We start from the raw sequence: 26,059 nt of genomic DNA, 5'->3' as shown, positions 1-26,059 counted from the left end.
TGCCTTTATTCCATTTCACGGAGCCTTTCGACGATCGGGCTGCGGGCGAGCGGCTTATAGGCGCTTAAGGTGATGAGATAAGAGAGGACTGCCAGGATAGGGATGATCAGAATAAACGGCAGCCACATCATCCGGAATTCCATGTAGGCCATCCCTGCGGTAATGCCCCTTGCCGTCCAGTAAGTCAGCAGCACACCTATAGTAGAGGTAAGCAGCACAGTGAGAAGCACGGTGTACATGCCTTCGTAGACGAGCATACGCTTGAGCTGCTGTTTGGTCATTCCAATGCTCTCTAGAACGGCAAATTCATGCCTGCGTGCGATCACTCCGGTCAGGACAGAATTAATGTAATTAAGCAGGCCAATAAGTGCAATTACGAGACTCAGTCCATACCCTATAATCTGAAAAATATGGATATTATCACTTAACTCCTCCCTGTAATCTTCTCTTGATTTCAGCTGCAGAGCATCCAGCGGGCGGATAGCCTCCCTGATCAATTGCCCCGTTTCGTCAAGCTTGCCTGGGGCTGCATTCAGGGTAAGCGAGAGGATGTCTGCTGGAGTCCCGCTCTCCAAAGTGGCTTGCCGGAGTTCGGCTGCAGGCAAAAAGGCATTGTAGCCGTTACCGAAATACGTTTGACTGGTTGCTGCATAGAAAGCATTATATTTCAGCACGGCCATCACTTCGTATCTCCTCTTTAATCCGGAATAGCTGATTGTATCCCCGGGATGATAGTAGCTTGTATAAGAACCTGGCCCTGTAAGAGTCTCCGCCACCAGTATGTAATCTCCGGAATCGAATTGTTCCTTGTTAAAGTGACCTTCAAGTATATCCTGATCTGCGAGATCGTACCAACCGGAATCAAGCCCGTAGAGTTGGGTATGCACTTTGGCGGGAAGGGCAGAAGGAGTGGCTGAAGACTCGGCTGAAGCACGGACAGAATCATCCGGAGGATAAGAGAAGAGGGTATAATATACTTTATCGATACTTTCCACACCGTCCAGATGCTTCAGCTTCGCACACAGTTCCTCGGACAACTCGGTTTCATTGACTGAGCGTTCCCCCTCCTGCTGGACAATTCCCTTGTTGTGAATCATATAATCTCCATGAATATATGCACTGAGATATTTATTGACATCCATAGAGGAGATCACCGTAAATATCGTGTTAAATAGCAGAATGCTTAAGAAGAGCGAGGATAGCATCAGGCTCAGCTTCTTCTTGCTCCGGAACAGGTTGGAGAACGACATCCGGTATAGTCTGGCTCCATGCCTGGATGGCTTGAGGGTTCTTTTTCCGCTATTCTGAACGCCTGAGAATTTAACGGCTTCCACCGGGGCGATGTCCGCTGCCAGCCGGCCCGGCTTATGCGCTGCGATCCACACGGTCAGGAAGGAGAAGAGGGCTGCCCCTGCAAATATCCATGGACTGGATGAAAGAGAATTTCCTTTTAACTCCCCGGATAGCGAAGTGGTCAGAGGTGTAACCCATCTGCCGGTCATATAGCCGGAGCTAAGGCCGAACGGCAGGGCAATGAGGTACAGCAGCCTGGCTTGAATAGCGATGATTCTCCTCAGTTGTCTCGGGGTGGTGCCAATCATTTTCAGCAGGCCGTAGAACTTCACATCCCGGACCACCGAAATATAAAAAATATTGTAAATAAGCAGGTAGCCGCTAAGCATAATGATAAAGATAACTGCGGCATATGGAAGGATATTCTCAACATTTTCCGCCAAAGATACGCTGGAGTAGGCCCAATTGATCCCGATAGGAGCCGTAATACTCGTATCAGCTAGAATCCTGTTCATTTTTTTCTCAATATGAAATGAATTGTTGAACATGACACTCAGTTCTGAGGTGTTTACGTAGGATCCGCTTTCCTTCGATTGTACGGGATCAATGTCTGAGAGGTTTTTATCGGTAAAGGCCTTGGAGACAAAAGCCAGACCCGCCATCGCCAATTGCTTGTCCGCTTCATAATAGCCCGACAAGGTGAATTTGCGGTTAATGATCCGTTCTCCGGTATCGATCTGCAGTGTGATTTCCTTCCCGAGCTCCGGCTGCACCCCTAGCTTGCCCAGAACCCAGGTATTCAGGGCAACCTCATTCTCTCCGGCAGGCAATCCCCCTTCAACAAATTCTATGAAGCCGTGATCAGCGTAATTCTGGTCAACCTGCAGCACCTCAACCCGGTCCTGGTCGAACACTTTATTATGTAATATGCCGGAATTAAGGGAGAGAGAGGATTGTTTAATGGAAGGGTGCTTCAGCAGCGTCTCCACTTGTTCCGGGCTAAGATATTTAAACCCTCCGTGAAAGTCACTTCCGACTGTCTTCATCTGTGCGTATTGCATGGATTGGTTAAGGCTTAGAGCCATGGTGAAAATGGAGGTGATGAGCAGTGTAGTCAGTATAATGGCGCAGATGGCAGCCAGATTCCGCAGCCGGTTGGCTCTCAGGCTAGTCATCGCCAGATTTAATATGGTCTTCCGGTTGTTCGTCGCGATCATAACCGGCTCTCCCCGTGGGCCTGCGCCGATCCCAGGGCAAGCCTGCCGTCCTCAATGCGGATGATCCGGTCCGCCATCTGTGCAATGCTCTCGTTATGTGTGATCATTACAATGGTCTGGTCGAATTTGACACTGAGCTGTTTCAGCAGGATAAGTACCTCCTGGCTGGTCCTGCTGTCCAGATTGCCGGTGGGCTCATCGGCCAGAATAATGGAAGGTTTGGTGGCAAGCGCTCTTGCGATAGCTACACGCTGCTGCTGGCCTCCGGAGAGCGCAGAAGGCAGGTTACCAACTTTCTCCTGAAGCCCCAGACTTGTGATGATCAGGTTCAGATATTCCTGGTCAATCTGGCCGCCGTCAAGCTCAATGGGCAGGACGATATTTGCCAGCACACTCAGGATCGGCACCAGGTTATAACTCTGGAAGACAAATCCTACAGAACGGCGTCTGAAGATGGTCAGTTTCTCATCACTCATCTGAAAAATATCATGCCCGTTGACATAAACCTTGCCCTCTGTAGCCCGGTCCAGACCGCCAAGCATGTGAAGCAGCGTGCTTTTTCCGCTACCGCTCGTCCCGACGATTGCCACGAACTCCCCTTTTTCTACATTTATAGACACGTCATCCAGGGCTTTGACCGTATGCTCTCCTTTTCCATAATATTTCTTGAGATTCTCTATTCGTAGAATAGACATGTTATATTCCTCCTGTGCGTATGTTTGTATCCACCTCTACAAGGTATCAGACAAATCTAACAGGAGAGTGTCTGAAATCTGACGGAATGGACATATTCAGAATAGCGGCAGGAAGATCGAGAACACAGTGCCTTGTCCGGGAACAGAAGCAGCTTTCATATGTCCGCCTTGAGCGGTGATGATCTCCCGGGCCAGGAATAGCCCAATTCCCACACCTTCTGAATCGCACACATTCTTTCCCCGGTAGAACCTCCTGAAAATTTGGGGCAGCTCTTCCTGGGAGATTCCACGGCCGGTATCTGCGATATCCAGGCGTATAAACATCTCATTTGCTTCCGCAGTGATATGGATACTGCCCCCTGGTTCTGAATATTTCACAGCATTCTCCAGCAGATTGAATAACACTTCGGTTGTCCATTTGGGGTCGTAGCACGCTGTGATGTGAGGTTCACAGTTTATACTGATAGTGATGCGGCTGTTCTCTGCCTGGATTAGGATCTGGGAGACTGCTTCAGAAACCGCACGGATCACAGGACAAGGCTCCAGGCGCAAAGAGATCATGCCCGTCTCCAGCCTGGACAGTTTGATCAGGGATTGGATCAGCCAGTCGAGTTTTTCCGACTGTTTTTTAACTTGTACAGCAAGCTGAAGCGCATGTTCATCATTCACCAGACTTTCCTCAAGCAACTGGCTGTAGATCATAATATTGGATAAGGGCGTTTTGGTCTGGTGGGAGATGTCGGAGATCAGTTCTTTAATTTTGTTCTTTTCCGTTTCCAGATTCTGTCCGTTCACTCTTGCAATCTCTATGTACCGCATTAATTTATGTTCTATGGAGGAGAGCAGGGTTTCTTCATAATTATAGGTGGGCTCACGCCCGTGAGTAGCATTGTCTACCAATGTCTCTACCTTTCCCATGAAAGAAGTAACCATATTCCGGAGCGACCGGAACCAGGCACCTCCTAGGATCAGCATGCAGATTATGAATAGAAGAGAGAGTCCAAGCAGCGATGAACCAGTGATCTCCAGTAATATAATACAAGTCGCATATACCAGCACCAGAATGATAAAAGCTGCAGCAAATGCCAGATTCACCAATTGGTTAAGCGGCAGCCGTTCTTGTCTCTTCATAGAACAGGACCTTCTGTCCATGTATACCCTAAACCATATACAGTCTTGATATATTGAGGCGAAGAGGGATCCTCTTCGATCTTGGCCCGCAATCTTTTGATGGCTACCGTTAGTGCATTCTCATCCACGAATACCGCCTCCTGGCTCCACGTTTTGTCGATCAGCTGCTCACGGGTCAGAATGTTTCCCCTATTCGTTACCAGTATGCGCAGCAGTTTCTGTTCGGATTTGCTCAGCAGCAGCGGCCGGCCGTTCTTGAAGTACTCCATTTTGCCAAAATCAAATTCAAGCAGGCCTACAACGATCCTCTCACTGGTAAGCGCATCACTTCTTCTCAGAACGGCCATTACCCTGGCCCGCAGAATCATCAGACTGAACGGTTTGGTAATATAATCATCAGCCCCCAGAGCAAATCCGGTTACAATATCCGGTTCCATGTCGTTGGCCGTCAGGAAGATAATCGGCACCTGCGAGGTTCCGCGGATTCTTTCGCAGTAATCCAGTCCGCTTCCGTCTGGAAGGTTCACATCCAGCAGAATGAGATCGATTGGGGTTGAGGAGATAATCTGATCAGCCATTGCCAGTGAATAGGCTTGTTCAATATGCAATTCATTATGGGCAAGTGACAGGGCTATCCCCTTGTTCAAGCTTTGATCGTCTTCAACGATGAGTAGTGTCTTCATGGGCATGACTCCTTTAGTAATCAGGCATTCTCCCAATATTATGGCCAACCCTGGAATATCCTGCAAGTGGGGCGGTGCAGTCTTGATTCGTCGGACAATAAAAAGGCATCTCCATGGTAGAAATCTACCTTGAACTTCTTGTCCCCAAAGCCTTGGACTACTTGTATCTCCCTCAGCAAACCCCAGTGCAGCGATCTTCATTACATATTTGTACATCCATGAGCTGTTGCTTACATCGCTGAAGCCTTTTTTTCTCTTCAGCATGCTAAACTTTCAGGATATATAGCCGCCCCCAGTCCTGCAACCATCCCCGACTAAGGTCCAGTACATAAAACCGTCCACAGTCTGTTTTGAAAGATGCGGGATTGCCCTAGAATAAGGGTATAAGAAAGAGAGCAGCGAAAGGCGGTGATAACAAATGCAAAGAAACAAAGGTAACGGACTTGCGATTGCGCTGATTGTAATCGGAGCGGTAATGCTGCTTGGCATTCTGCCTCACTTGATTTCAGGAATTTTCGGTATCCTGTTCCCGGCAGTGCTGGTGGTGCTCGGATACTACGGAATTAAGAGCGGCCGCAAGATTATCGGCTGGGTGGTGCTGTTCATCGGTGTCATGTCCCTGATCTCCAAGCTTTCCTGGATTATCGGTCCGCTGCTGGGTATTGCTCTGGTAGTGTGGGGCATCTCGGTACTCAGGGGCAAACAAAGCAGAACATACTAATACACACAGTCCATACTTATTAAGAAGCAGGGAGGGAGCAGGAAATCATGAGTGTTTTTCGCAGAATGAGGGACATCACCGTAGCCAACTTGAATGAACGACTGGAGCAGAGCCAAGATCCGGTGAAGCTGATTGATCAATTTCTACATTCAACCCGTGAAGAGATCGGGGAGGCCGAACGGCTGTACCAGCAGTACGCTTCTCATACGAAGCAATTGCAGCAGCAGGTGAATCAGGCCACCGCCATGAGGAACAAACGTGAAGAGCAGGCGCTCCTCGCACTCAAGGCAGGCGAAGATCATCTGGCCAAGCTGGCATTGCAGGAGAAAATTATCCACGAGGAAAAGCTGGAGCAATACAGCGGGCTGCTGGAGACGAGCCAGCAATCACTTTTCGAACTGGAATCCCAGCTGAACGAGCTCAAAATGGAGTATCAGACGGTATATAGCAAACGCCAGTTCTATGCAGCACGGATGGAGTCGCTGCGGCTGCAGCAGCGCATGAATCAAAGAGCCGGTGCTTATGGCGGCGGAGATGTTCCCAAAATGTTCGGCCGTCTGGAAGACAAGATGAACGACTGGGAGCTAGAAGCCAAAAGCCTGAGCGACTTGCGCCGGATGGGACAGGAATATGCGGTGCAGGCCGGAGAGACCGTGGCAACCGTACTCGAAAGAGAAATGGCCCGTCTAAAGGAGAAGCTGAACAATGATGGCAGAAAGGAGTAGTAGTATGACCCGATTGTATCGTTCAACAAGAGACAAAGTAATGACTGGGCTGGCAGGCGGATTGTCCGAGACTCTCGGCATTGACTCTACACTGTTCCGGATTCTGCTGGTGATCAGTATTCCATTTAGCGGTGGAGCTACAATTCTCGTATACTTTATCGCAGCAATGGTGATTGCCAAGGAGCCTAACCAGTACAATCCCTTCGGTCCCGGACCGGGTGGGCCGGGCGGCCCGTACGGCGGACCCTACTCCGGCGGACCTGAATATGGCCGCGGACCACAGGCTCCGCACCAAGGACCTCAGGGATATGGCCCCTATGGCGGACAGCCGGGCTACAATCCCGGTTATGAGAAGGCAGGCGCTCATGCGGCTCCTGATTCCGGCCTGGATGCCATGATGAAGGATATCGAGAAGAAGGCACTGCAAAAAGAAGTGGAAGAGCTCAAACAAAAACTTGCTAAATACGAGAAGGGAGAAGTGTAAATTATGGGAGTATTCAAACGGATTAAAGATATGACTAAGGCGTCGGTAAATGATATGTTGGATAAGGTAGAGGACCCGATTGTGATGCTGAATCAGTATCTGCGCGATATGGAGGCTGAGATTCATGAGGCTGAAGTAACGGTAGCGAAGCAGATGGCTAATGAACGCCGTATGAAACAGCGTGTGGACGAAGCTGCCAAGGTTGCCGGACAACGTGCTGCACAGGCTGAGCTTGCGCTGAAGAACGGGCAGGAGGAAGTTACCCGCAAGCTGCTGGAAGAGAAAATCTACTTCGACCAGAAGTTTACCGAGTATGGCGAGCTTCACGCACAGGCTGAAGTACAGGCCAAGGAACTGGTGCAGCAGCTTCATGATATGAAGGATGAGTTCTACAAAATGCGCAACAAACGCAATGAACTGGTATCCCGCGCTCAGATGGCTAAGGCCAAGAAGCAAATGTCCCAGATCAGCAACGTACATTCCATCGAAAGCGGAAGTGCCTCCCTTGGTTTCCACCGCATGGAAGAAAAGATCATGCAGCTCGAAGCGGAAGCAGATGTGATGCGCGCTCCGTATAGCCCTTCGGCAACCGCATATGCTAAGCCGGTAGATCCTGAGAAGGAACTGAAAGTGGAGGAGCAGCTTGCCGCACTCAAGAACAAGCTGAACTCAACTCCTGCAGCCCCTCCTTTGAATAAAAAAGAACAATAATCCCTGTTCCTAAAGAGCAGCCGGATATGATATGCTGATCAAGGTAAAGCCATACGGTATGGATTCTCCATACCGGTATGGCTTTTGTAGCGGATGCAGTATGTTGAAGATGTAGCTTCGCGATACTTCAGCTAAGGCTTACGAGGTCAGTTTTGCTTCAAATATAAGAATTGATATGCTGTGCAGGAGGTGCGGAAATGGATAAACGGAACCGTTTGATTGCCATCGGATTGATTGGTGTAGGCTGCTTGATGATATTTGGCAAATGGATCGGCTTCTTCTCCATTGTCGCACTCCTGTTCCTGCTGCTGGGAATCTACCAGACGACGTCGGGCAAGGTCAAGCAAGGTTATAAGCTAATGGGAGTCGGAGCAGTCCTGCTGTTGCTGGATCATTTGCTGCTGGTGCTTGGCATCTGCCTGCTTTCGCTGGGGATGTTCTTTGTCAAATCGAAAAGAATGCAGCGCAAGGCGGGGTTTGTGCAGAAGCAAAGCTTTTCTTCCAGATTCGACTGGGATCTCTCGCCGTGGGTGATGCGCAGTCTGAGCGCCTGGCATGTGCTGGGCGAGGTGGATGTGGATCTTTCACTGGCCATGGCGGAAGAGCAGGAGACGATTATGCTGTATCAGGGGATTTTTGGCGATGTGGACATTCTGCTGTCTGAGGATTACGGAGTGGAGATTGAGGCATTCGTACTGTTCGGCTCGATTGAGTCCGGCAGTAACCGCGATACGGGGATGCTGAACCGGCTGAACTGGAAGTCACCTAACTATGACAGCTGCGAGCATAAAGTGAAGTTTAACATTTCTTATCTGATGGGGGATCTGGACATACGCTTCCCCTAAGAGTATGTTAGGGCCAAGAGAGAAGGGAGAGCTCCCGGCATGGACAAAAAAAGCAGTAATATGGTAACGCGCAGTATGGGTGAGGGAGCTCTGTTCTCTTTGTTCATGCTGCTCGTTATTACATATATTATGTATACATATGGGCTACTACGGCCGTTCGAGGATTGGCGGATTGGCATAAGGACAGGATTGACGCTGATTCTGTTGCCGATGGCTTTCGGAATCGGGTACGGCTTCTATCAGGGCTTCCGCAGCAAGCGCAAGCTGGAATTACTGCGGGCTACCCTGGTCGCCTGGGAGAAAGGCAATCTTACCCCGGCTATGCCGGACCTGGGCAACGATGAGCTGGGGCGGCTCGGGGAACAGCTCGGGCGGATCAGCGGCAAGTGGGAGAATCAGGTTAATACGCTGCAACGGCTCTCCACCAATAACGCGAAGCTTGCCGAGCAGGCCCGGGTCACGGCAATCATCGAGGAACGGCAGCGGCTGGCACGGGAGCTGCATGATGCGGTATCGCAGCAGCTGTTCGCCATCTCGATGACGGCAACGGCAGTAGGCCGGACGCTGGAGAAGGACTTCGACAAGGCACAGCGGCAAATCGCGCTGATCGAGGAGATGTCTGCAGTAGCCCAGTCCGAGATGAGGGCGCTGCTGCTGCACCTGAGACCGGTGTACCTGGAAGGTAAGGGGCTGGAAGAAGGTCTGCAGGAGCTGATTAAAGAACTGAAGATCAAGGTGCCGATTGATATTCTGTTCGAGATGGATCAGGGAGTAGAGCTGCTGAAGGGCGTGGAGAATCATTTGTTCCGTATTGTGCAGGAGGCTATCTCCAATACGCTCCGCCATGCCAAAGCGGAGAAGATGGAGATCCGCCTGCACCGCCGGGGTGATACCGTCCGGCTCACGCTGCGCGATGATGGAATCGGGTTCGAGATGGATGACAGCAAGCAGACCTCTTACGGTCTGTCGAATATGCAGGAGCGGATTACAGAGATCGGGGGCTCGATCCAGTTCATCACTGCTCCCGGCAAAGGCATGCGGATTGATATTACCGTACCGGTAGTCAATGAATAGGGGGCAGGTGTAACGATGGAGATAGAAGAAGATAATGCAATCAAGGTCCTGCTTGTAGACGATCATGAGATGGTCCGGATCGGACTTGCTGCGGTGCTTGGCACCGAGGATGGCATTGAAGTCGTCGGCGAAGCGGGAAGCGGCGAGGAGGGCATCCGTCTGGCCCAGGAGTATACGCCGGATGTGGTGCTGATGGATCTGGTGATGGACGGCATGGACGGAATCGAGACGACTAGACAGCTGCTGAAGCTGTACCCGGATTGCAAGGTGATTGTGTTGACCAGTTATTTGGATGATGAGAAGATGTATCCGGTGATTGAAGCGGGAGCCTTCAGTTACCTGCTCAAGACCTCACGGGCCAGCGAAGTTGCAGATGCGATCCGGGCAGCCGCCAGAGGCCAGTCCGTGCTGGAGTCGCAGGTGGCGTCCAAGATGATGAACCGGTTCCGTTCCAATGCAAGAGGAGAGGCACCGGCTTACAAAGAGCTTACCGAACGCGAGATGGAAGTGCTGAAGCTGTTAGCCCAGGGCAAATCCAACCAGGATATTGCTGATCAATTAATTATCGGAATCAAGACGGTGAAATTCCATGTCACGAATGTTCTTGCCAAGCTGGGGGTTGAAGACCGGACTCAGGCGGCTATTTATGCATATAAGAATGGACTGGCGGAGTAAGCACGGTCTATGGAAGCCATGGAGCACTTTCAAGCGAGTCCGCCCGGACGATCTTGGAAGTGTTTTTGCATGCGTTCGTATATCTTTCTCTGAAATTGGATAACCTGTCTAGTAGATTACTAGATCGGTTGAGAGGGAGATGCGAAGTGGGGAATAAAGGGCAGAGTAAGGGGATACTGGTGTTGGTGCTGGCAGGGATATGTGCGCTGATGCTCCTGAGCGGATTCCGAAGCGCGGAACCCGCAGGAAGAAGCGGTGTACAGAGTGCTGATGCTTCTACAGCTGCCGTAGAGCTTCAGGAATCCCTTGCCCTGCTGACCACCCTGGGCGGACAGGCCTCCGCTCCCGGCGCGCCGCTCCGGCTCGTATTGAAATGGCAGGGGGAATACAGCGGCGAAGAGGCTGCTGAAGCTGCCGTACAGAGCCTTGCCACCCGGCTGGGGCTGGGTGAAATGAGCAGCGCAGATGAGGAAGGGCACCGGGCCTGGCGTTCTGCCGCGCAGCTCAGTGGAGGTACACAGGTCTCCCTGTTCTGGAGTGAGCTTGGCGGCGGGCGCAGCTACTGTATTGTTACGCTGGAGACGGCGGATCTTCTGGGCTCCCCGGAGCTGCCGGCCGCAGCGGCGGCCGCCGGAGAGGCGATGCTGCAGGCGGGAATTGCTGCGGAATGGAATGCTTCGCTGCAGGCACCTGCGAAGGAGCAGGGCGGAACGCAGGCAGCACTCCTTGCTACGGAGCAGCTACTGGCTGTACCGCTCCCCGGTATTCGGGCAGAGGAGAGTTACGCCGACATCTCCACCTCCAGTCATTCGTATAGTGTGCCGGGTCTTCAACGCACAGTCAGCAGCGGTAACCACAGCCTGGCCCTCCAGCTGGCAGTTCACAAGAACGTCAACGCGGACGAGAACCGGATAACCCTTGGAATGCCATTAATTACAATCGAATACTGAGGTTAAATGACGTAATATAAGCGTAATCCGGTGAAGGCATAAGAAAGAGTAATGGAAAAGTGCGAAATCCCGAGAAAAACTGTCAGGAATGTGATGGCATCCTCCGTGCAATTATGATAAAATGACATCACGCCTATAGTCGTATGTTGTTTCATACCAGGCGATGAGAATGAATGTCAACTATATTACATACAGAGAGATGAGGAGCCATGGCTGAAAATCAAACCCTTGATGCACTGCATACACCCGGTGCTGTATTCTTTATCTTCGGTGCAACCGGAGATCTGGCCCGGCGTAAGCTTTTCCCGGCGATTTACAGTTTGTACCGTGAAGGCAAGCTGACCCAAGATTTTGCGGTCATTGGCGTGGCTCGGCGTCCCCGTACCCAGGATGAGTTCCGGGAAGATGTGAAAGAATCCATCCGCGAGTTCTGCCGTTATCAGGCAGGTGATGCTGCGGAATGGAACGAGTTCGTACAGCATTTTGAATACAAGTCACTCGACATCAATAATATTGACGGCTTCCGTGAGCTGAATGAGCAGACGGAGCGTCTGGAAGAGAAATTCCATATTCCGGGCAACCGTATGTTCTATCTGGCGCTTGCGCCTGAGCTGTTCGGCAGCGTATCCTTCAACCTCAAGGCAGGCGGGATGCTGCAGGCCAGAGGCTGGAACCGTCTGGTCATCGAGAAGCCGTTCGGCTATAATCTCGAATCCGCTGAGGAACTGAACGAACAGATCCGTCAGGTCTTCAAGGAAGAGGAGATCTACCGGATTGACCACTACCTGGGTAAGGAAATGGTTCAGAATATTGAAGTGATCCGGTTCGCCAATGCCTTCTTTGAGCCATTGTGGAACAACAAGCATATCGCCAACATTCAGATTACACTCGGCGAGACGGTGGGCGTGGAAGAACGCGGCGGGTATTACGATCATGCGGGGGCGCTGCGCGATATGGGCCAGAACCATATTTTGCAGCTGCTGACGATGATCGCTATGGAACCGCCTAGCCGTCTGCTGGCTGAAGATATCCGTGATGAGAAGGTCAAGGTTCTACGTTCGCTGCGTCCTTATGCGACCGCTGATGAAGTTCGCGAGAACGTAGTCCGCGGCCAATACACTCAAGGTCTCTACAAGGGCAAGACGCTTCCGGCTTACCGCCAGGAAGACAAAGTGGACCCGGAATCGAATACAGAGACGTATTTCGCAGCCCGTGTGTTCGTGGATAACTTCCGCTGGGCTGGAGTTCCTTTCTATATCCGTACCGGCAAACGCCTGCCTGTGAAGACCACCGAAGTGGTTGTAGAATTCAAAGGAATGCCGACCAACGTCTACTTGGGCCAGAAGCACAAGCTCGAGCCGAACCTGCTCGTCATCCGCGTCAATCCGATGGAAGGCATCTACGTGAAGATCAATGCGAAGAAGCCGGGCTCGGAATCCGAGATTCAGCCGCTGGCCATGGATTTCTGCCAGAGCTGCATGATCGGCATCAACTCGCCGGAGGCGTATGAGCGTCTGTTGCATGATGCTGCACGCGGCGATTCCACCTACTTCACCCGCTGGGATGAAGTGTCCTCGGCCTGGTCCTTCGTGGACCGGATTGCCAAGGCGTGGAAGGAAGAGAGCAACGACTTGGCTTCCTATCCTGCGGGCTCCTGGGGCCCGGTTGAAGCCGACCAATTGCTTGCCGGAGAAGGCTTCCACTGGTGGCCGGTCAACGGCCAGGATGAAGACAATGTGGTCTGGCAGGTTAACCGCTAGTCCCTGAAGAAGAACTGTTACAGATCCTCCTGCATCTCGCCTGCGGGGGGATCTTTTTGATGAATCGTGAATTTATATTACAAGATATTTCACTACAGGCGCTTTTTTGTAGATAATCTCTGCCGGATTTTGCTATACTGAGAAGGATGCTTTCAACATAAAGATTTCTAAGCCTAGCGCTATAGATGATCCTATACATGGTAAACGTTACGTTCAAGAAATAGACGTTGATTCTCTGTTGATTCTCTAAGGAAAGGATCTGAATCCATGAATAGTCCGATTTGATTGATCCGGTAATAGAGGCAGGAGTAAGCATGAATTTATAGATGAAGGGATATGTGCAATGAATAAAGCAACGGACCATAAGCTTCAGAGTGAAGTCGACAAACGCAGAACCTTTGCGATTATTTCCCACCCGGATGCGGGTAAAACTACACTGACAGAGAAACTGCTGCTCTTCGGAGGTGCCATCCGTCTGGCAGGTACAGTCAAAGCCCGTAAGGCAAGCAAGCACGCCACCAGTGACTGGATGGAAATTGAGAAGCAGCGCGGAATCTCGGTTACGTCCTCTGTGATGCAGTTTGATTACCTGGACCACCGGGTGAACATTCTGGATACTCCGGGTCACCAGGATTTCAGTGAAGACACCTATCGTACGCTCACTGCGGCTGATAGCGCGGTCATGCTGATCGACGTAGCCAAGGGTGTGGAGACACAGACCATCAAGCTGTTCCAGGTCTGCGCGAAGCGCGGCATTCCGATCTTCACCTTCATTAATAAGCTGGACCGCGAAGGCCGCAGCCCGTTTGATCTGATGGAGGAGCTGGAGAATGTGCTGGGCATCCGCTCGGTGCCGATGAACTGGCCGATTGGGATGGGCCGTGAGCTGTGCGGCGTCTATGACCGGATGAAGAATCAGGTTGAGCTGTTCCAGGGCGATGACCATTCCGTAATTAAAGTACAGAAGGTGGAGAGCTACCGCGACCCGATTATCCGTGAGATGGCGGGGGAGTACCTGCATGATCAGCTATGCGCGGATCTGGAGCTGCTGGATGTAGCGGGCGATCCTTTTGACTATGAGAAGGTGCTGCGCGGGGAGATTACTCCGGTATTCTTCGGCAGTGCTATCAACAACTTCGGTGTGCAGACGTTCCTGGATAATTTCCTGGAGCTTGCGCCGAAGCCTGAACCACGCCGCAGTACAGCAGGTGCTGTAGAACCGACGAATGAGAAATTCACTGGCTATGTATTCAAAATTCAGGCGAACATGAATCCCGCACACCGCGACCGTATCGCTTTCCTGCGTATCGTGTCCGGCAAGTTCGAGCGCGGGATGAGTGTGAAGCATGTACGTGCCGGCAAAGACATCAAGCTATCCCAGCCGCAGCAGTTCCTTGCCCAGGACCGGGACATTGTTGAAGAGGCGTATCCGGGGGATATTATCGGTCTGTTCGACCCGGGCATCTTCCGGATTGGCGACACGCTCAGTCAGGCCGGAGATATCGAATTCGATGAGCTGCCGACCTTCTCGCCGGAGATTTTCTCCAAAGTCACCATCAAGAATGCACTGAAGTCGAAGCAATTCCAGAAGGGGATCGACCAGCTGACCGAAGAGGGTATGATCCAGGTGTTCCGTACCGTCAACTTCGACGATATTCTGCTGGGTGTAGTCGGACAGCTGCAGTTCGAGGTGTTCGAATACCGCATGAAGGGTGAGTATGGCGTGGACGTGCAGCTTCAGCGCATGAGCTACCAGTTCGCACGCTGGATCGTGGATGAGAACAAGCCGGATGCCAGCAAGTTCCGGATCAACTCCACTTTGGTTACGGACAAAAAGGGTAATTACGTAGTGCTGTTCGAGAACGAATACGCTATGCGGACCGCGATGGAGAAGAATCCGACCGCGAAGTTCCTGGAGACTGCACCTTGATGGGTGTAATAGAAGTAAGATGAACAGTTAAGCATATGTACAATTAGGCTATAAAAAACCTCCGGCTCCACCTGTGCAGCAGCACGGTGGGGTGCGGAGGTTTTTGACGGGATGGGCCTCCTCTAGGAGGTGATGGACCCTGGGGTAAGCTTGTCCAGATGTCTGTGCAGCATAGAGAGAACCCGGTCCTGCTTCGCAGGGTCGAGGTCCTTCCAGATCATCTCAAAGACGACACCCAGTCCGGGAAGCGCGGCTTCCGGCCCGTCCACGGAATTCTCAATAACCTCCCGCAGACCTTCTTCGGACTGGCCGTGCACCTTGTGAATGATGGCCTGGCGCAAATCAAGGGTGACTGGCATAATCGGCCTCCTTAAAGTTTTGTGAGCATCTGCTTCCTGAATCAGCATCGCAAAACTGACTTCGAAAGCAGGGGCTTAGACAGGTAAGCAGCCTTCTTATAAGGTGCCCTGCGGGAGCGCTGAACATTCAAGTTTATAACGGCTTATGCTATACTGTGTGAGATGTATTATATGGGCGGGAGGGACAAGGCTTAATGGCAAAAAAACAGTATGCGATCATCGGCATGGGCCGCTTCGGCTCAAGTGTGGCCAAGGCGCTCAGCGGGATGGGCTATGAGGTGCTGGCCATTGATGCGGATGAACAGCGCACCCAGGAAATCTCCAATATTGTGACCCATGCCGTATCTGCAGACTCCACGGATGAAGAGGCGCTGCGTGCGCTTGGCATCCGTAACTTCGATGTGGTGGTAGTCGCCATCGGGGAGGATATTCAGGCCAGCATTCTGACAACGCTGATCTTGAAGGATCTGGGCGTACCTGCCATTATCGCCAAAGCCAAAAGTGAGCTGCACGGCAAGGTGCTGGGTAAAATCGGAGCAGATAAGGTGATCTACCCGGAGCGGGACATGGGGATGCGGGTGGCGCATCATCTCGCTTCTCCGAACATCCTCGATTACATCGAGCTGTCACCGGAGTACAGCATTCTCGACATGAAGGTCTCAGGACCGATGCTGGGCAAGAACCTGCAGGAGCTTGACATACGCGCCAAATATGGGTGCAATGTTATGGCGATCCGTCAGGGCGAGGAAATGAATATATCCCCCAGAGCGGAGGACCGCCTGACCGATGGTGATGTCCTTGTCATTGTCGGACGGAAGGATAACCTGACGAAGCTGGAAATGGCTTATCAATAGGAATCTGTAAGCATCAGAAAGGTAGGACCCTATGGAAATTATGTCGCCGCAGAACACGCGGGTGAAGGAATGGGCCGGACTGCAGGAGAAGAAGCACCGCGACAAGTCCGGTAAATATATCGTAGAAGGCATTCATTTGGTGCAGGAGGCGCTGCAGGCGGAAGCGGATGTGGAATGCCTGGCCTTTGACCTCGATAAAGGAATGCCGTCTGAATTGAAGCCGCTGCTTCAGGCGGTGCAGGGTATGGAGGTCATCGGCGTGTCGGCAGCGGTGGTTGCCAAGTGCAGCAGCACGGGCACCCCGCAGCCGGTGTTCGCCATTGTGCGGAAGGAGCAGAAGGGGATAGAGGCCATTCTGGCGAAGCAGGACAGCCTGGTTGTGGTGCTGGACGGGGTCCAGGACCCCGGCAATGTGGGCACCATCATCCGCAGCGCGGATGCGGCCGGTGCTGACGGCGTGATTCTCGGCCAAGGCTGCGCCGACCTCTTCAATCCGAAGACCATCCGGTCTACGATGGGCTCAATGTTCCATCTCCCGGTAGTGGAGGGGGAGCTCGGCACGATTCTGCCGCAGGCGCGGGAGCGCGGCGCGCTGCTGGTCAGCACCTCGCTGACGGCGGAGGATTCTTGCTACACCCATGATTTTCACGGCAGCCAGTGGCTGTTGATCGGCAGCGAAGGCCAAGGCATCTCACCTGAGACAGCCCGTCTAGTCGACAAAAGCATCCTCATCCCGATGGCCGGCCGCGCCGAATCACTGAACGCCGCGATGGCCGCAACGATCCTGCTGTTTGAGGGGATGCGGCAGCGGGGGAATTATCTTAACCAACCTATATAACTTTCACAACAAAGTCAGTCCCGGTGTGTCTGAATAAGACGTAATGCATCCGGGACTTTTTTGTATTCTTTTTTTGCTTCAATATTATAAATAGGAGTGATGAAGATGGGGATTATTGTGGCGATTGGCGGAGGAGAGATTAGCGAATTGGAGACTTTGGCAATCGATCAAACGATTGTAGATCTAACGAACAAAAAGAATCCCAAAGCGTTGTTCATTCCTACAGCCAGTATGGATGCGGAAGGGTATTGTGACTCTTTTCAATTAGTGTACGGTGACCGCTTAGGGTGTGAGGTCCAGCATTTACTACTGACGAAGAATACATATGCACCAGAAGAGATCGAAAACATGATCTTATCCGCCGATTTAATCTATGTGGGTGGCGGTAATACGAGAAAGATGCTGGACATCTGGCGGGAGCATGGTGTGGATATTTTGCTGAAGCAAGCGTACGACTCGGGGGTTGTGCTGTCAGGAATGAGTGCGGGTTCGATCTGCTGGTACGAATACGGTCATAGTGACTCAGAGGCGTTCGATAATGAAGGGAAATGGATCTATATCAAATTGAAGGCGATGGGGATCTTACCAGGAATTCACTGTCCTCATTATAATGAAGACAACCGCGAGGCAGATTTCTTGGAGATGGTTAAGGGAATGGATACAACAGGCATAGCCATTGAGAATCACTGTGCCATTATTTATAAAGATGATGGGTATAAAGTGATCTCTTCCAGAGAACAGGCCAAGGCCTATAAGATTCAAGAGATTAATCAGCAGATGATCGTGACGGAGATTGAGAAGCATGCTGAATATAATGAGATAGCGAATATGTGAATAAAAGCCCGCACTCTGCCTATCCGGCCAGAGTACGGGCTTTTGAATGTTCAGAGGACATCCTGTCCGTTTTCGCTTTCAGTGTAGATGGAGATTAGCACAATCGCGGTGTCCTCTCCCGTATTTTTGACGGAATGGGGGGTGCAGGCATTCCAGCTAAAGGAATCACCCTCAGTAAATTCAGCTCCATCTTCCCCTTGCTGTGCATAGATGGTTCCTTTAATGACAACATGAACCTCCTGTCCTTCATGTGCATGGGGGGCATCTCCAATCATGGCACCGGGAGGGAACTCGACGATTGACATCCGGACGTTCTGGGTGGAGCTGAGGTGTTCGACCTTTAGCTCGGCTGCGCCGCTGGTGGTGATTCTCCGTTCATCCTTGCGGACAATCTGCATGCGTTCTTCTTTTTTGAGCAGCAAATAAGCAAGAGGGACCTTCAGAGCCTGGGCGATATTCTCCAGTGTAGCGATGGAAGGTGATGTCTTATTGGTTTCGACCTGGCTCATGAAGCCTTGGGAGAGGCCGGTAGTGTAGCAGATTTGCGCGATGGTGATATTTTTCCGCTTGCGGATTGCCCGTATTGTAGCGCCGATATCCATAGGATCACACCTCTATAATATTTGTAATACTAAACTTATTTTCATATTAACAATTTTATTGTTGACAAGTCAATGTGCATTGCGATAAATTACTCATATAGAAAATATATTATTATAACTAATATTCAAGTGATAATCTTCAGTTATGGAGGAAAATAAGATGAATCCTAAGTATTCATATGATGTTCACCTACCGGATGGGCTGGAGCAGGGCAGGAAATACCCGGTGATCTTTACTTTTCACGGCAAAGGCTCTGATGAGCGCAATATGTTCGGTCTGGTGGCCCCGCTGGCTAAGGAGTTCATTATTATCGGGGTTCGCGGGAATCTGCCACTGGGTATGGGGTATCAATATTATGATTTGAAAAGCCTGGGCAACCCTATCCGCGAGATGTTTGACCAAGCTGTCAGCGATCTTGAGACCTTCATTCACTATGCAACGCAGCAGTATCCGATCGATCCGGACAAACGTTATTTGCTCGGCTTCAGCCAAGGGGCCATTCTGTCTATGACGCTTGCGCTTACGATGGGAGATCAGCTGAAGGGGATTGTAGCACTGAATGGATATATTCCTGAATTTGTGAAAATGGAGTATAACCTCCGCAGCCTTAAGAACGTGTCTGTCTTCGCTTCACATGGTGAATACGATTCGGTGTTCCCGGTGCGCATTGGACATGAGACTGCCGCCTATCTGGAGGGGCAAACCGAACGGTTGACCTTCAAACTCTATCCGTCCGACCATGGCGTAACTGAAGAGAACCAGCGTGATTTCTTGCAATGGCTCAAGCAGGATGCCGGATTAACCATTAATAAGGAGTGATTGACTATGATGCCTTCCTATTTTTTTGCACACGGAGCTCCATCTATCGTTCTTGAAGATAATACCTACACCAAGCTGTTAAAAGAGTTCAAGGACCATATGCCCAAACCGAAAGCTATCGTTCTCTTCTCAGCGCATTGGGAGGAACCCGTGCAGTCCGTGGGCGCGGCGGCAACGTATGATACCATTTATGACTTTGGCGGATTCCAGGATGAGCTGTACCAGATGACGTATCCGGCAAAGAGTGACCGGGCGCTTGCGGATCAAATCCAGAATTTATTTACTGCGCACGGGATTGAGAGTGTACGGAATGAGACCAGAGGACTCGACCACGGCGCATGGGCTGTGCTGAAGCTCCTCTACCCGGAGGCGGATATTCCGGTTGTGGCGATGTCTGTGAATCGTGATTTGCCTAATGCGCAGCAGTATGAGATCGGCAAGGCGCTGGCGGCGCTGCGTGAACAGGATGTGCTTATCATCGCCAGCGGGGGAACCGTTCATAATCTGCGGAGGTTGAACTGGAATTCGGATGAGGTCAACGGTTGGGCTGAGCAGTTCGATCGCTGGATTCAGGAGAAGGTGGAAGCATGGGATACAGAAGCGCTGTTCCAATATGATGAGCTTGCTCCCTATGCAGAGATGGCGGTCCCAACGAGTGAGCACTTTATTCCGCTGTTCATCGCTATGGGAGCGGGAGACCCGGGGCGTAATGCGCAGCTGCTTCACCGGAGTTATCAGTATGGCAATCTAAGCTTGAGCTGCTGGCAGTTTAATTAAAATGTGGTGAACTCCGCATGCTCCGCTTCGGCAATCTCCTTGGCATAATTCCGAAATCAGGCATGCCAAGCTGTCGGGGAGGAAGGAATTTCCGGTCCACTTTTCAATACATTCTTGGTAAGGTAGGGGGACTGCTATTCTGAAGAGGTGATAATTATGCAAAAGAAACATTGTGCATTCTGCGATCAGATTGTCCGCATTACAGCAGACGGTGAGTACGATCAGTATATCGACTGCTCCTGCTCTCCTGGCGGAAGCTACGGCCTGCTTAGAGACAGCTATGAATCAATTCTTGCGCTCTCGTTCCAACAGAAGCGGGACATGCTGCATCTGATCTCAGGTTATATCCGCGAAAAGACGGATTGTGGCGAGAAGGTGATCCTTGCGTTCGGCGATCTGGAGGATATTGTGAATGCCCCGGGTATTCCGGTAACGGCTGAGGATAAAGGAGCCCGGCTGTTGCTGTATATATATAGGCATTGTAGTGGCCCCGGGGAGCCCGTAGTGATTCATCCCCTGTCCCGCAGCTACAATCTGACATACTCTCCCAATCTGCAGGAGCTGGTCTATATTATTGACAGGCTGCAAGGTGAGAATCTGTTAGTCCGGGAAGGCATGAACTTCACATTGACCTCCCTGGGGTGGGAGGAAGCAGTGGCTGCCTCAGGAGGCCGGACCTTACAGCAATGCACCGTTCTTCTGCCGGATGATGAGAAGCTGCAGGCGGAGTGGCAGGACAAGCTGTGGGCCAAAATCGAGCAGTTGGGCTATTTCCCCCGTTTGCTTGCCAGCAAGAACGAAGCTGCGAATTCGCTGGAGCCTGTGGCGGACAGTAAGCTGGTTATTGCGGACCTCACAGGCCAGTCATCTGAGGTGTATCTGGCAGCGGGCTATGCGCTTGGACTGAATATTCCGGTAATCTGGACAGTCAGAAGCGATGAGGCAGATACATTAAGGATCCATCTTCAGGAGATACGTCCTCTGGTTTGGGATACTGCGGAAGAGCTGATGGTATTGCTTCAGCAAGAACTTTTGAAATAATAGTTGCATAGTTGTCTGATCCATGTTATATTATAAAAGTTGCTGGTGACGAGCTGATCGACACTGACAACGAGCTTGATCTTTGAAAACTGAACAACGAGTGAGTATCGGAGATCGCTTCGGCGAGATCCGAAAATGAGAATGTAAATTCTCGTCAGATGTTTCAAAATGAGCAATCGCTCTTTCTAAATACCAATTTGGAGAGTTTGATCCTGGCTCAGGACGAACGCTGGCGGCATGCCTAATACATGCAAGTCGAGCGGAGTTTGAAAGGAAGCTTGCTTCCTTTCAGACTTAGCGGCGGACGGGTGAGTAACACGTAGGCAACCTGCCCTCAAGCCTGGGATAACTACCGGAAACGGTAGCTAATACCGGATAATTTCTTTTTTCTCCTGAGAGAAGAATGAAAGGCGGAGCAATCTGCTGCTTGGGGATGGGCCTGCGGCGCATTAGCTAGTTGGTGGGGTAACGGCCCACCAAGGCGACGATGCGTAGCCGACCTGAGAGGGTGAACGGCCACACTGGGACTGAGACACGGCCCAGACTCCTACGGGAGGCAGCAGTAGGGAATCTTCCGCAATGGGCGCAAGCCTGACGGAGCAATGCCGCGTGAGTGATGAAGGTTTTCGGATCGTAAAGCTCTGTTGCCAGGGAAGAACGTCCGGTAGAGTAACTGCTGCCGGAGTGACGGTACCTGAGAAGAAAGCCCCGGCTAACTACGTGCCAGCAGCCGCGGTAATACGTAGGGGGCAAGCGTTGTCCGGAATTATTGGGCGTAAAGCGCGCGCAGGCGGTTATTTAAGTCTGGTGTTTAAACCTTGGGCTCAACCTGAGGTCGCACTGGAAACTGGGTGACTTGAGTACAGAAGAGGAAAGTGGAATTCCACGTGTAGCGGTGAAATGCGTAGATATGTGGAGGAACACCAGTGGCGAAGGCGACTTTCTGGGCTGTAACTGACGCTGAGGCGCGAAAGCGTGGGGAGCAAACAGGATTAGATACCCTGGTAGTCCACGCCGTAAACGATGAGTGCTAGGTGTTAGGGGTTTCGATACCCTTGGTGCCGAAGTTAACACAGTAAGCACTCCGCCTGGGGAGTACGGTCGCAAGACTGAAACTCAAAGGAATTGACGGGGACCCGCACAAGCAGTGGAGTATGTGGTTTAATTCGAAGCAACGCGAAGAACCTTACCAGGTCTTGACATCCAACTAACGAAGCAGAGATGCATCAGGTGCCCTTCGGGGAAAGTTGAGACAGGTGGTGCATGGTTGTCGTCAGCTCGTGTCGTGAGATGTTGGGTTAAGTCCCGCAACGAGCGCAACCCTTGACTTTAGTTGCCAGCAGGTTGAGCTGGGCACTCTAGAGTGACTGCCGGTGACAAACCGGAGGAAGGTGGGGATGACGTCAAATCATCATGCCCCTTATGACCTGGGCTACACACGTACTACAATGGCCGGTACAACGGGAAGCGAAGCCGCGAGGTGGAGCCAATCCCAGCAAAGCCGGTCTCAGTTCGGATTGCAGGCTGCAACTCGCCTGCATGAAGTCGGAATTGCTAGTAATCGCGGATCAGCATGCCGCGGTGAATACGTTCCCGGGTCTTGTACACACCGCCCGTCACACCACGAGAGTTTACAACACCCGAAGTCGGTGGGGTAACCCGCAAGGGAGCCAGCCGCCGAAGGTGGGGTAGATGATTGGGGTGAAGTCGTAACAAGGTAGCCGTATCGGAAGGTGCGGCTGGATCACCTCCTTTCTATGGAGAATCGTCTTCTGCAATGAAGACATTCAAATCGGAAGCTTCGCTTCCACAATAGAACCCTTGGGTTCGAATACTCACTCGTTGGTCAGTTTTGAGAGTTTAAGCTCTCAAGTAACACTGTCTGTTATTCCGAACATCACAGCCGTGATTGTCCCGTAATAACAGCAACTTGATCCTTGAAAACTGGATACCGAAACGAATTTGCGTTTTAGAACATTCCTTTAAGCTGAACTTGTGTAAACAAGTTTCATATTAATGGCGATACTAGCGATTTTCCTTAGGGAAAACGCATTGGTTAAGCTACTAAGAGCACACGGAGGATGCCTAGGCGCCAGGAGCCGACGAAGGACGTGGCGAACAACGAAACTGCCTCGGGGAGCTGTAAGCAAGCTTTGATCCGGGGGTGTCCGAATGGGGAAACCCAGCTGTGGTAATTCGCAGTTACTCATTTCTGAATACATAGGAAATGCAGAGGCAGACCAGGGGAACTGAAACATCTAAGTACCCTGAGGAAGAGAAAACAATAGTGATTCCGTCAGTAGCGGCGAGCGAACGCGGAACAGCCTAAACCAAGAGGCTTGCCTCTTGGGGTTGTGGGACGTCTCACATGGAGTTACAAAGGAATAGGGTAGGCGAAGAGGTCTGGAAAGGCCCGCGATAGAGGTAAAAGCCCTGTAGCCTAAACTGTGTTCCCTCCGAGACGGATCCCGAGTAGTGCGGGGCACGTGAAACCCCGTATGAATCCAGCAGGACCATCTGCTAAGGCTAAATACTACCTGGCGACCGATAGTGAAACAGTACCGTGAGGGAAAGGTGAAAAGCACCCCGGAAGGGGAGTGAAATAGAACCTGAAACCGTGTGCTTACAAAAAGTCAGAGCCCTCTTTATGGGTGATGGCGTGCCTTTTGTAGAATGAACCGGCGAGTTACGTTTAACATGCAAGGTTAAGGTGAGAAGCCGGAGCCGCAGCGAAAGCGAGTCTGAATAGGGCGACTGAGTATGTGGACGTAGACCCGAAACCGTGTGATCTACCCCTGTCCAGGGTGAAGGTGCGGTAACACGCACTGGAGGCCCGAACCCACGCATGTTGAAAAATGCGGGGATGAGGTGGGGGTAGCGGAGAAATTCCAATCGAACTCGGAGATAGCTGGTTCTCCCCGAAATAGCTTTAGGGCTAGCCTCGGTGAATGGAGTGGTGGAGGTAGAGCACTGATTGGGTGCGGGGCCCGCAAGGGTTACCAAGCTCAGTCAAACTCCGAATGCCATTTACTTCTTGCCGGGAGTCAGACAGTGAGTGCTAAGATCCATTGTCAAAAGGGAAACAGCCCAGACCATCAGCTAAGGTCCCCAAGTGTGTGTTAAGTGGGAAAGGATGTGGAGTTGCACAGACAACCAGGATGTTGGCTTAGAAGCAGCCACCATTGAAAGAGTGCGTAATAGCTCACTGGTCGAGTGACTCTGCGCCGAAAATGTAACGGGGCTAAACACACCACCGAAGCTATGGCTAGATGCTTTGCATCTGGGGTAGGGGAGCGTTGTATGTGGGTTGAAGGTGTACCGTAAGGAGCGCTGGACAGCATACAAGTGAGAATGCCGGTATGAGTAACGAAAAGATCAGTGAGAATCTGATCCGCCGAAAGCCCAAGGTTTCCTGAGGAAGGCTCGTCCGCTCAGGGTAAGTCGGGACCTAAGGCGAGGCCGACAGGCGTAGTCGAAGGACAACAGTTTGAAATTACTGTACCACCGTAATCCGCTATGAGCGATGGGGTGACGCAGGAGGGTAGTGACGCGGACTGATGGATGTCCGTCTAAGCAGTGAGGCTGGTGTGCAGGCAAATCCGCACATCGTTAAGGCTGGGCTGTGATGGGGAGCGAAAATTATAGTAGCGAAGGTCATGATCTCACACTGCCAAGAAAAGCCTCTAGCCAGGAGAAGGTGCCCGTACCGCAAACCGACACAGGTAGGCGAGAAGAGAATTCTAAGGCGCGCGGAAGAACTCTCGTTAAGGAACTCGGCAAAATGACCCCGTAACTTCGGGAGAAGGGGTGCCTCGGTAGGGTGAATAGCCCGAGGGGGCCGCAGTGAAAAGGCCCAAGCGACTGTTTAGCAAAAACACAGGTCTGTGCGAAGCCGCAAGGCGAAGTATACGGGCTGACGCCTGCCCGGTGCTGGAAGGTTAAGGGGAGCGGTTAGGAGCAATCCGAAGCTGTGAACCGAAGCCCCAGTAAACGGCGGCCGTAACTATAACGGTCCTAAGGTAGCGAAATTCCTTGTCAGGTAAATTCTGACCCGCACGAATGGCGTAACGACTTGGGCGCTGTCTCAACGAGAGATCCGGTGAAATTTTAATACCTGTGAAGATGCAGGTTACCCGCGACAAGACGGAAAGACCCCATGGAGCTTTACTGCAGCTTGATATTGAATTTGGGTACGATCTGTACAGGATAGGTGGGAGCCGTGGAGGCAGGAGCGCAAGCTTCTGCGGAGGCGCCGTTGGGATACCACCCTGATCGTATCTAGGTTCTAACCTAGTGCCCTCATCGGGTACGGGGACCGTGTCAGGCGGGCAGTTTGACTGGGGCGGTCGCCTCCTAAAGAGTAACGGAGGCGTTCAAAGGTTCCCTCAGAATGGTTGGAAATCATTCGCAGAGTGCAAAGGCATAAGGGAGCTTGACTGCGAGACCTACAAGTCGAGCAGGGACGAAAGTCGGACTTAGTGATCCGGTGGTACCGCATGGAAGGGCCATCGCTCAACGGATAAAAGCTACCCTGGGGATAACAGGCTTATCTCCCCCAAGAGTCCACATCGACGGGGAGGTTTGGCACCTCGATGTCGGCTCATCGCATCCTGGGGCTGAAGTAGGTCCCAAGGGTTGGGCTGTTCGCCCATTAAAGCGGTACGCGAGCTGGGTTCAGAACGTCGTGAGACAGTTCGGTCCCTATCTGTCGTGGGCGCAGGAAATTTGAGAGGAGCTGTCCTTAGTACGAGAGGACCGGGATGGACGTACCGCTGGTGCATCAGTTGTTCCGCCAGGAGCATGGCTGAGTAGCTACGTACGGACGGGATAAGCGCTGAAAGCATCTAAGCGTGAAGCCCCCCTCAAGATGAGATTTCCCAACATGTAAGACCCCTTGAAGACGACGAGGTAGATAGGTTGGAGGTGGAAGTGCAGCAATGCATGGAGCTGACCAATACTAATCGGTCGAGGGCTTATCCAAAAAATAATTCGCAGATTCGTTTCGGATTCAGTTTTCAGGAATCAAATTGTAATTTATGG

At 51.6% G+C, this 26,059-nt stretch carries 22 protein-coding genes and 2 rRNA genes; 18 read left to right on the top strand and 6 right to left on the bottom strand.

Annotation, left to right across the window (positions count from 1 at the left end; all coding sequences use genetic code 11):
• Positions 1 to 5: 5 nt before the first annotated feature.
• The 4 genes from MKY12_RS26495 to MKY12_RS26480 form a co-directional block, all read right to left on the bottom strand.
• A complete protein-coding gene (locus MKY12_RS26495) occupies positions 6 to 2,510 on the bottom strand; it encodes an FtsX-like permease family protein (protein ID WP_339251102.1) in 2,505 nt (834 codons plus the stop codon).
• Positions 2,507 to 3,205 carry an ABC transporter ATP-binding protein gene (locus MKY12_RS26490; RefSeq protein ID WP_339251100.1) on the bottom strand — a complete coding sequence of 233 codons (699 nt, stop codon included), beginning with the start codon at positions 3,203 to 3,205 and terminating at the stop codon, positions 2,507 to 2,509. The genes MKY12_RS26495 and MKY12_RS26490 overlap by 4 nt, the downstream gene beginning before the upstream one ends.
• Positions 3,206 to 3,301: 96 nt before the next feature.
• Complete coding sequence (locus tag MKY12_RS26485; RefSeq protein WP_339251098.1) at positions 3,302 to 4,336, bottom strand: HAMP domain-containing sensor histidine kinase; 1,035 nt, start codon at positions 4,334 to 4,336, stop codon at positions 3,302 to 3,304.
• Complete coding sequence (locus MKY12_RS26480; RefSeq protein WP_339251096.1) at positions 4,333 to 5,019, bottom strand: response regulator transcription factor; 687 nt, start codon at positions 5,017 to 5,019, stop codon at positions 4,333 to 4,335. Before MKY12_RS26480 ends, MKY12_RS26485 begins: the two co-directional genes overlap by 4 nt.
• A gap of 418 nt (positions 5,020 to 5,437) precedes the next feature.
• On the opposite strand from MKY12_RS26480, the gene MKY12_RS26475 reads away from it, so the two are divergent.
• The 10 genes from MKY12_RS26475 to MKY12_RS26430 all read left to right on the top strand — a co-directional run bounded on the left by MKY12_RS26475 (position 5,438) and on the right by MKY12_RS26430 (position 14,894).
• Positions 5,438 to 5,740, top strand: a complete 303-nt coding sequence (locus tag MKY12_RS26475; protein ID WP_036731138.1) for a hypothetical protein — start codon at positions 5,438 to 5,440, stop codon at positions 5,738 to 5,740.
• Between the two features lie 47 nt (positions 5,741 to 5,787).
• Positions 5,788 to 6,465, top strand: coding sequence for a PspA/IM30 family protein (locus tag MKY12_RS26470; protein WP_036731140.1), 678 nt, complete (start codon positions 5,788 to 5,790; stop codon positions 6,463 to 6,465).
• 4 nt (positions 6,466 to 6,469) lie between these two features.
• Positions 6,470 to 6,949: a PspC domain-containing protein gene (locus tag MKY12_RS26465; protein WP_036731142.1), complete on the top strand. Its 480-nt coding sequence runs from the start codon at positions 6,470 to 6,472 to the stop codon at positions 6,947 to 6,949.
• 3 nt (positions 6,950 to 6,952) lie between these two features.
• Positions 6,953 to 7,660: a PspA/IM30 family protein gene (locus MKY12_RS26460; protein WP_339251092.1), complete on the top strand. Its 708-nt coding sequence runs from the start codon at positions 6,953 to 6,955 to the stop codon at positions 7,658 to 7,660.
• A 197-nt stretch (positions 7,661 to 7,857) separates the two neighbouring features.
• Positions 7,858 to 8,505 carry a cell wall-active antibiotics response protein LiaF gene (liaF, locus tag MKY12_RS26455; protein ID WP_209878920.1) on the top strand — a complete coding sequence of 216 codons (648 nt, stop codon included), beginning with the start codon at positions 7,858 to 7,860 and terminating at the stop codon, positions 8,503 to 8,505.
• 39 nt (positions 8,506 to 8,544) lie between these two features.
• A complete protein-coding gene (locus tag MKY12_RS26450) occupies positions 8,545 to 9,579 on the top strand; it encodes a sensor histidine kinase (protein WP_036731150.1) in 1,035 nt (344 codons plus the stop codon).
• Between the two features lie 15 nt (positions 9,580 to 9,594).
• Entirely contained in the window at positions 9,595 to 10,254 is a 660-nt protein-coding gene (locus MKY12_RS26445; RefSeq protein WP_036731152.1) for a response regulator transcription factor, read from the top strand.
• A gap of 146 nt (positions 10,255 to 10,400) precedes the next feature.
• Complete coding sequence (locus tag MKY12_RS26440; protein WP_339311547.1) at positions 10,401 to 11,204, top strand: hypothetical protein; 804 nt, start codon at positions 10,401 to 10,403, stop codon at positions 11,202 to 11,204.
• Between the two features lie 209 nt (positions 11,205 to 11,413).
• Positions 11,414 to 12,964: a glucose-6-phosphate dehydrogenase gene (gene zwf, locus MKY12_RS26435; protein ID WP_036731156.1), complete on the top strand. Its 1,551-nt coding sequence runs from the start codon at positions 11,414 to 11,416 to the stop codon at positions 12,962 to 12,964.
• 343 nt (positions 12,965 to 13,307) lie between these two features.
• Entirely contained in the window at positions 13,308 to 14,894 is a 1,587-nt protein-coding gene (locus MKY12_RS26430) for a peptide chain release factor 3 (protein ID WP_076082003.1), read from the top strand.
• 122 nt (positions 14,895 to 15,016) lie between these two features.
• On the opposite strand, the gene MKY12_RS26425 is transcribed toward MKY12_RS26430, so the two are convergent.
• Positions 15,017 to 15,253 carry a small acid-soluble spore protein SspI gene (locus MKY12_RS26425; protein ID WP_036700271.1) on the bottom strand — a complete coding sequence of 79 codons (237 nt, stop codon included), beginning with the start codon at positions 15,251 to 15,253 and terminating at the stop codon, positions 15,017 to 15,019.
• Positions 15,254 to 15,447: 194 nt separating this feature from the next.
• Here MKY12_RS26425 and MKY12_RS26420 point away from each other — a divergent pair, with 194 nt between their 5' ends.
• From MKY12_RS26420 to MKY12_RS26410, 3 genes are all read left to right on the top strand, one after another.
• Positions 15,448 to 16,107, top strand: a complete 660-nt coding sequence (locus tag MKY12_RS26420; RefSeq protein ID WP_036700269.1) for a TrkA family potassium uptake protein — start codon at positions 15,448 to 15,450, stop codon at positions 16,105 to 16,107.
• A gap of 31 nt (positions 16,108 to 16,138) precedes the next feature.
• Entirely contained in the window at positions 16,139 to 16,945 is an 807-nt protein-coding gene (locus tag MKY12_RS26415; protein WP_339251085.1) for an RNA methyltransferase, read from the top strand.
• Positions 16,946 to 17,050: 105 nt separating this feature from the next.
• Entirely contained in the window at positions 17,051 to 17,779 is a 729-nt protein-coding gene (locus MKY12_RS26410) for a peptidase E (RefSeq protein WP_339251083.1), read from the top strand.
• 50 nt (positions 17,780 to 17,829) lie between these two features.
• Here MKY12_RS26410 and MKY12_RS26405 read toward each other — a convergent pair whose 3' ends face one another.
• Positions 17,830 to 18,381: a helix-turn-helix domain-containing protein gene (locus MKY12_RS26405; protein ID WP_339251081.1), complete on the bottom strand. Its 552-nt coding sequence runs from the start codon at positions 18,379 to 18,381 to the stop codon at positions 17,830 to 17,832.
• Between the two features lie 160 nt (positions 18,382 to 18,541).
• Between MKY12_RS26405 and MKY12_RS26400 the strand changes: the two genes are divergently transcribed.
• The 5 genes from MKY12_RS26400 (at position 18,542) to MKY12_RS26380 (ending at position 26,000) form a co-directional block, all read left to right on the top strand.
• On the top strand, positions 18,542 to 19,201 hold the full coding sequence (locus tag MKY12_RS26400) for an alpha/beta hydrolase-fold protein (protein ID WP_339251079.1): 660 nt from the start codon (positions 18,542 to 18,544) through the stop codon (positions 19,199 to 19,201).
• Between the two features lie 6 nt (positions 19,202 to 19,207).
• A complete protein-coding gene (locus tag MKY12_RS26395) occupies positions 19,208 to 19,978 on the top strand; it encodes a class III extradiol ring-cleavage dioxygenase (protein WP_339251077.1) in 771 nt (256 codons plus the stop codon).
• A 156-nt stretch (positions 19,979 to 20,134) separates the two neighbouring features.
• Positions 20,135 to 21,019, top strand: coding sequence for a hypothetical protein (locus tag MKY12_RS26390; protein WP_339251075.1), 885 nt, complete (start codon positions 20,135 to 20,137; stop codon positions 21,017 to 21,019).
• Between the two features lie 194 nt (positions 21,020 to 21,213).
• A 16S ribosomal RNA gene (locus tag MKY12_RS26385) occupies positions 21,214 to 22,774 on the top strand.
• A gap of 299 nt (positions 22,775 to 23,073) precedes the next feature.
• Positions 23,074 to 26,000, top strand: a 23S ribosomal RNA gene (locus MKY12_RS26380).
• The 16S and 23S rRNA genes sit together here, the layout of an rRNA operon.
• The last annotated feature ends 59 nt before the right edge of the window (positions 26,001 to 26,059 follow it).

It is taken from the genome of Paenibacillus sp. FSL M7-0896, from assembly GCF_037975415.1.
Taxonomy (GTDB): Bacteria; Bacillota; Bacilli; order Paenibacillales; family Paenibacillaceae; genus Paenibacillus_AQ; species Paenibacillus_AQ silagei.
This window is presented reverse-complemented; position numbering and strand designations above follow the sequence as displayed.

What these genes read in the sequence shown, in the direction of transcription:
- MKY12_RS26450 (WP_036731150.1), top strand. Translation starts at nt 8,545, where the DNA reads ATGGACAAAAAAAGCAGTAATATGGTAACGCGCAGTATGGGTGAGGGA.
- MKY12_RS26470 (WP_036731140.1), top strand. Translation starts at nt 5,788, where the DNA reads ATGAGTGTTTTTCGCAGAATGAGGGACATCACCGTAGCCAACTTGAAT.
- MKY12_RS26400 (WP_339251079.1), top strand. Translation starts at nt 18,542, where the DNA reads ATGAATCCTAAGTATTCATATGATGTTCACCTACCGGATGGGCTGGAG.
- MKY12_RS26420 (WP_036700269.1), top strand. Translation starts at nt 15,448, where the DNA reads ATGGCAAAAAAACAGTATGCGATCATCGGCATGGGCCGCTTCGGCTCA.
- MKY12_RS26390 (WP_339251075.1), top strand. Translation starts at nt 20,135, where the DNA reads ATGCAAAAGAAACATTGTGCATTCTGCGATCAGATTGTCCGCATTACA.
- zwf (WP_036731156.1), top strand. Translation starts at nt 11,414, where the DNA reads ATGGCTGAAAATCAAACCCTTGATGCACTGCATACACCCGGTGCTGTA.
- MKY12_RS26480 (WP_339251096.1), bottom strand. Translation starts at nt 5,019, where the DNA reads ATGAAGACACTACTCATCGTTGAAGACGATCAAAGCTTGAACAAGGGG.
- MKY12_RS26430 (WP_076082003.1), top strand. Translation starts at nt 13,308, where the DNA reads ATGAATAAAGCAACGGACCATAAGCTTCAGAGTGAAGTCGACAAACGC.
- MKY12_RS26410 (WP_339251083.1), top strand. Translation starts at nt 17,051, where the DNA reads ATGGGGATTATTGTGGCGATTGGCGGAGGAGAGATTAGCGAATTGGAG.
- MKY12_RS26495 (WP_339251102.1), bottom strand. Translation starts at nt 2,510, where the DNA reads ATGATCGCGACGAACAACCGGAAGACCATATTAAATCTGGCGATGACT.
- MKY12_RS26395 (WP_339251077.1), top strand. Translation starts at nt 19,208, where the DNA reads ATGATGCCTTCCTATTTTTTTGCACACGGAGCTCCATCTATCGTTCTT.
- MKY12_RS26485 (WP_339251098.1), bottom strand. Translation starts at nt 4,336, where the DNA reads ATGAAGAGACAAGAACGGCTGCCGCTTAACCAATTGGTGAATCTGGCA.
- MKY12_RS26445 (WP_036731152.1), top strand. Translation starts at nt 9,595, where the DNA reads ATGGAGATAGAAGAAGATAATGCAATCAAGGTCCTGCTTGTAGACGAT.
- MKY12_RS26425 (WP_036700271.1), bottom strand. Translation starts at nt 15,253, where the DNA reads ATGCCAGTCACCCTTGATTTGCGCCAGGCCATCATTCACAAGGTGCAC.
- MKY12_RS26475 (WP_036731138.1), top strand. Translation starts at nt 5,438, where the DNA reads ATGCAAAGAAACAAAGGTAACGGACTTGCGATTGCGCTGATTGTAATC.
- MKY12_RS26460 (WP_339251092.1), top strand. Translation starts at nt 6,953, where the DNA reads ATGGGAGTATTCAAACGGATTAAAGATATGACTAAGGCGTCGGTAAAT.
- MKY12_RS26415 (WP_339251085.1), top strand. Translation starts at nt 16,139, where the DNA reads ATGGAAATTATGTCGCCGCAGAACACGCGGGTGAAGGAATGGGCCGGA.
- MKY12_RS26465 (WP_036731142.1), top strand. Translation starts at nt 6,470, where the DNA reads ATGACCCGATTGTATCGTTCAACAAGAGACAAAGTAATGACTGGGCTG.
- liaF (WP_209878920.1), top strand. Translation starts at nt 7,858, where the DNA reads ATGGATAAACGGAACCGTTTGATTGCCATCGGATTGATTGGTGTAGGC.
- MKY12_RS26490 (WP_339251100.1), bottom strand. Translation starts at nt 3,205, where the DNA reads ATGTCTATTCTACGAATAGAGAATCTCAAGAAATATTATGGAAAAGGA.
- MKY12_RS26405 (WP_339251081.1), bottom strand. Translation starts at nt 18,381, where the DNA reads ATGGATATCGGCGCTACAATACGGGCAATCCGCAAGCGGAAAAATATC.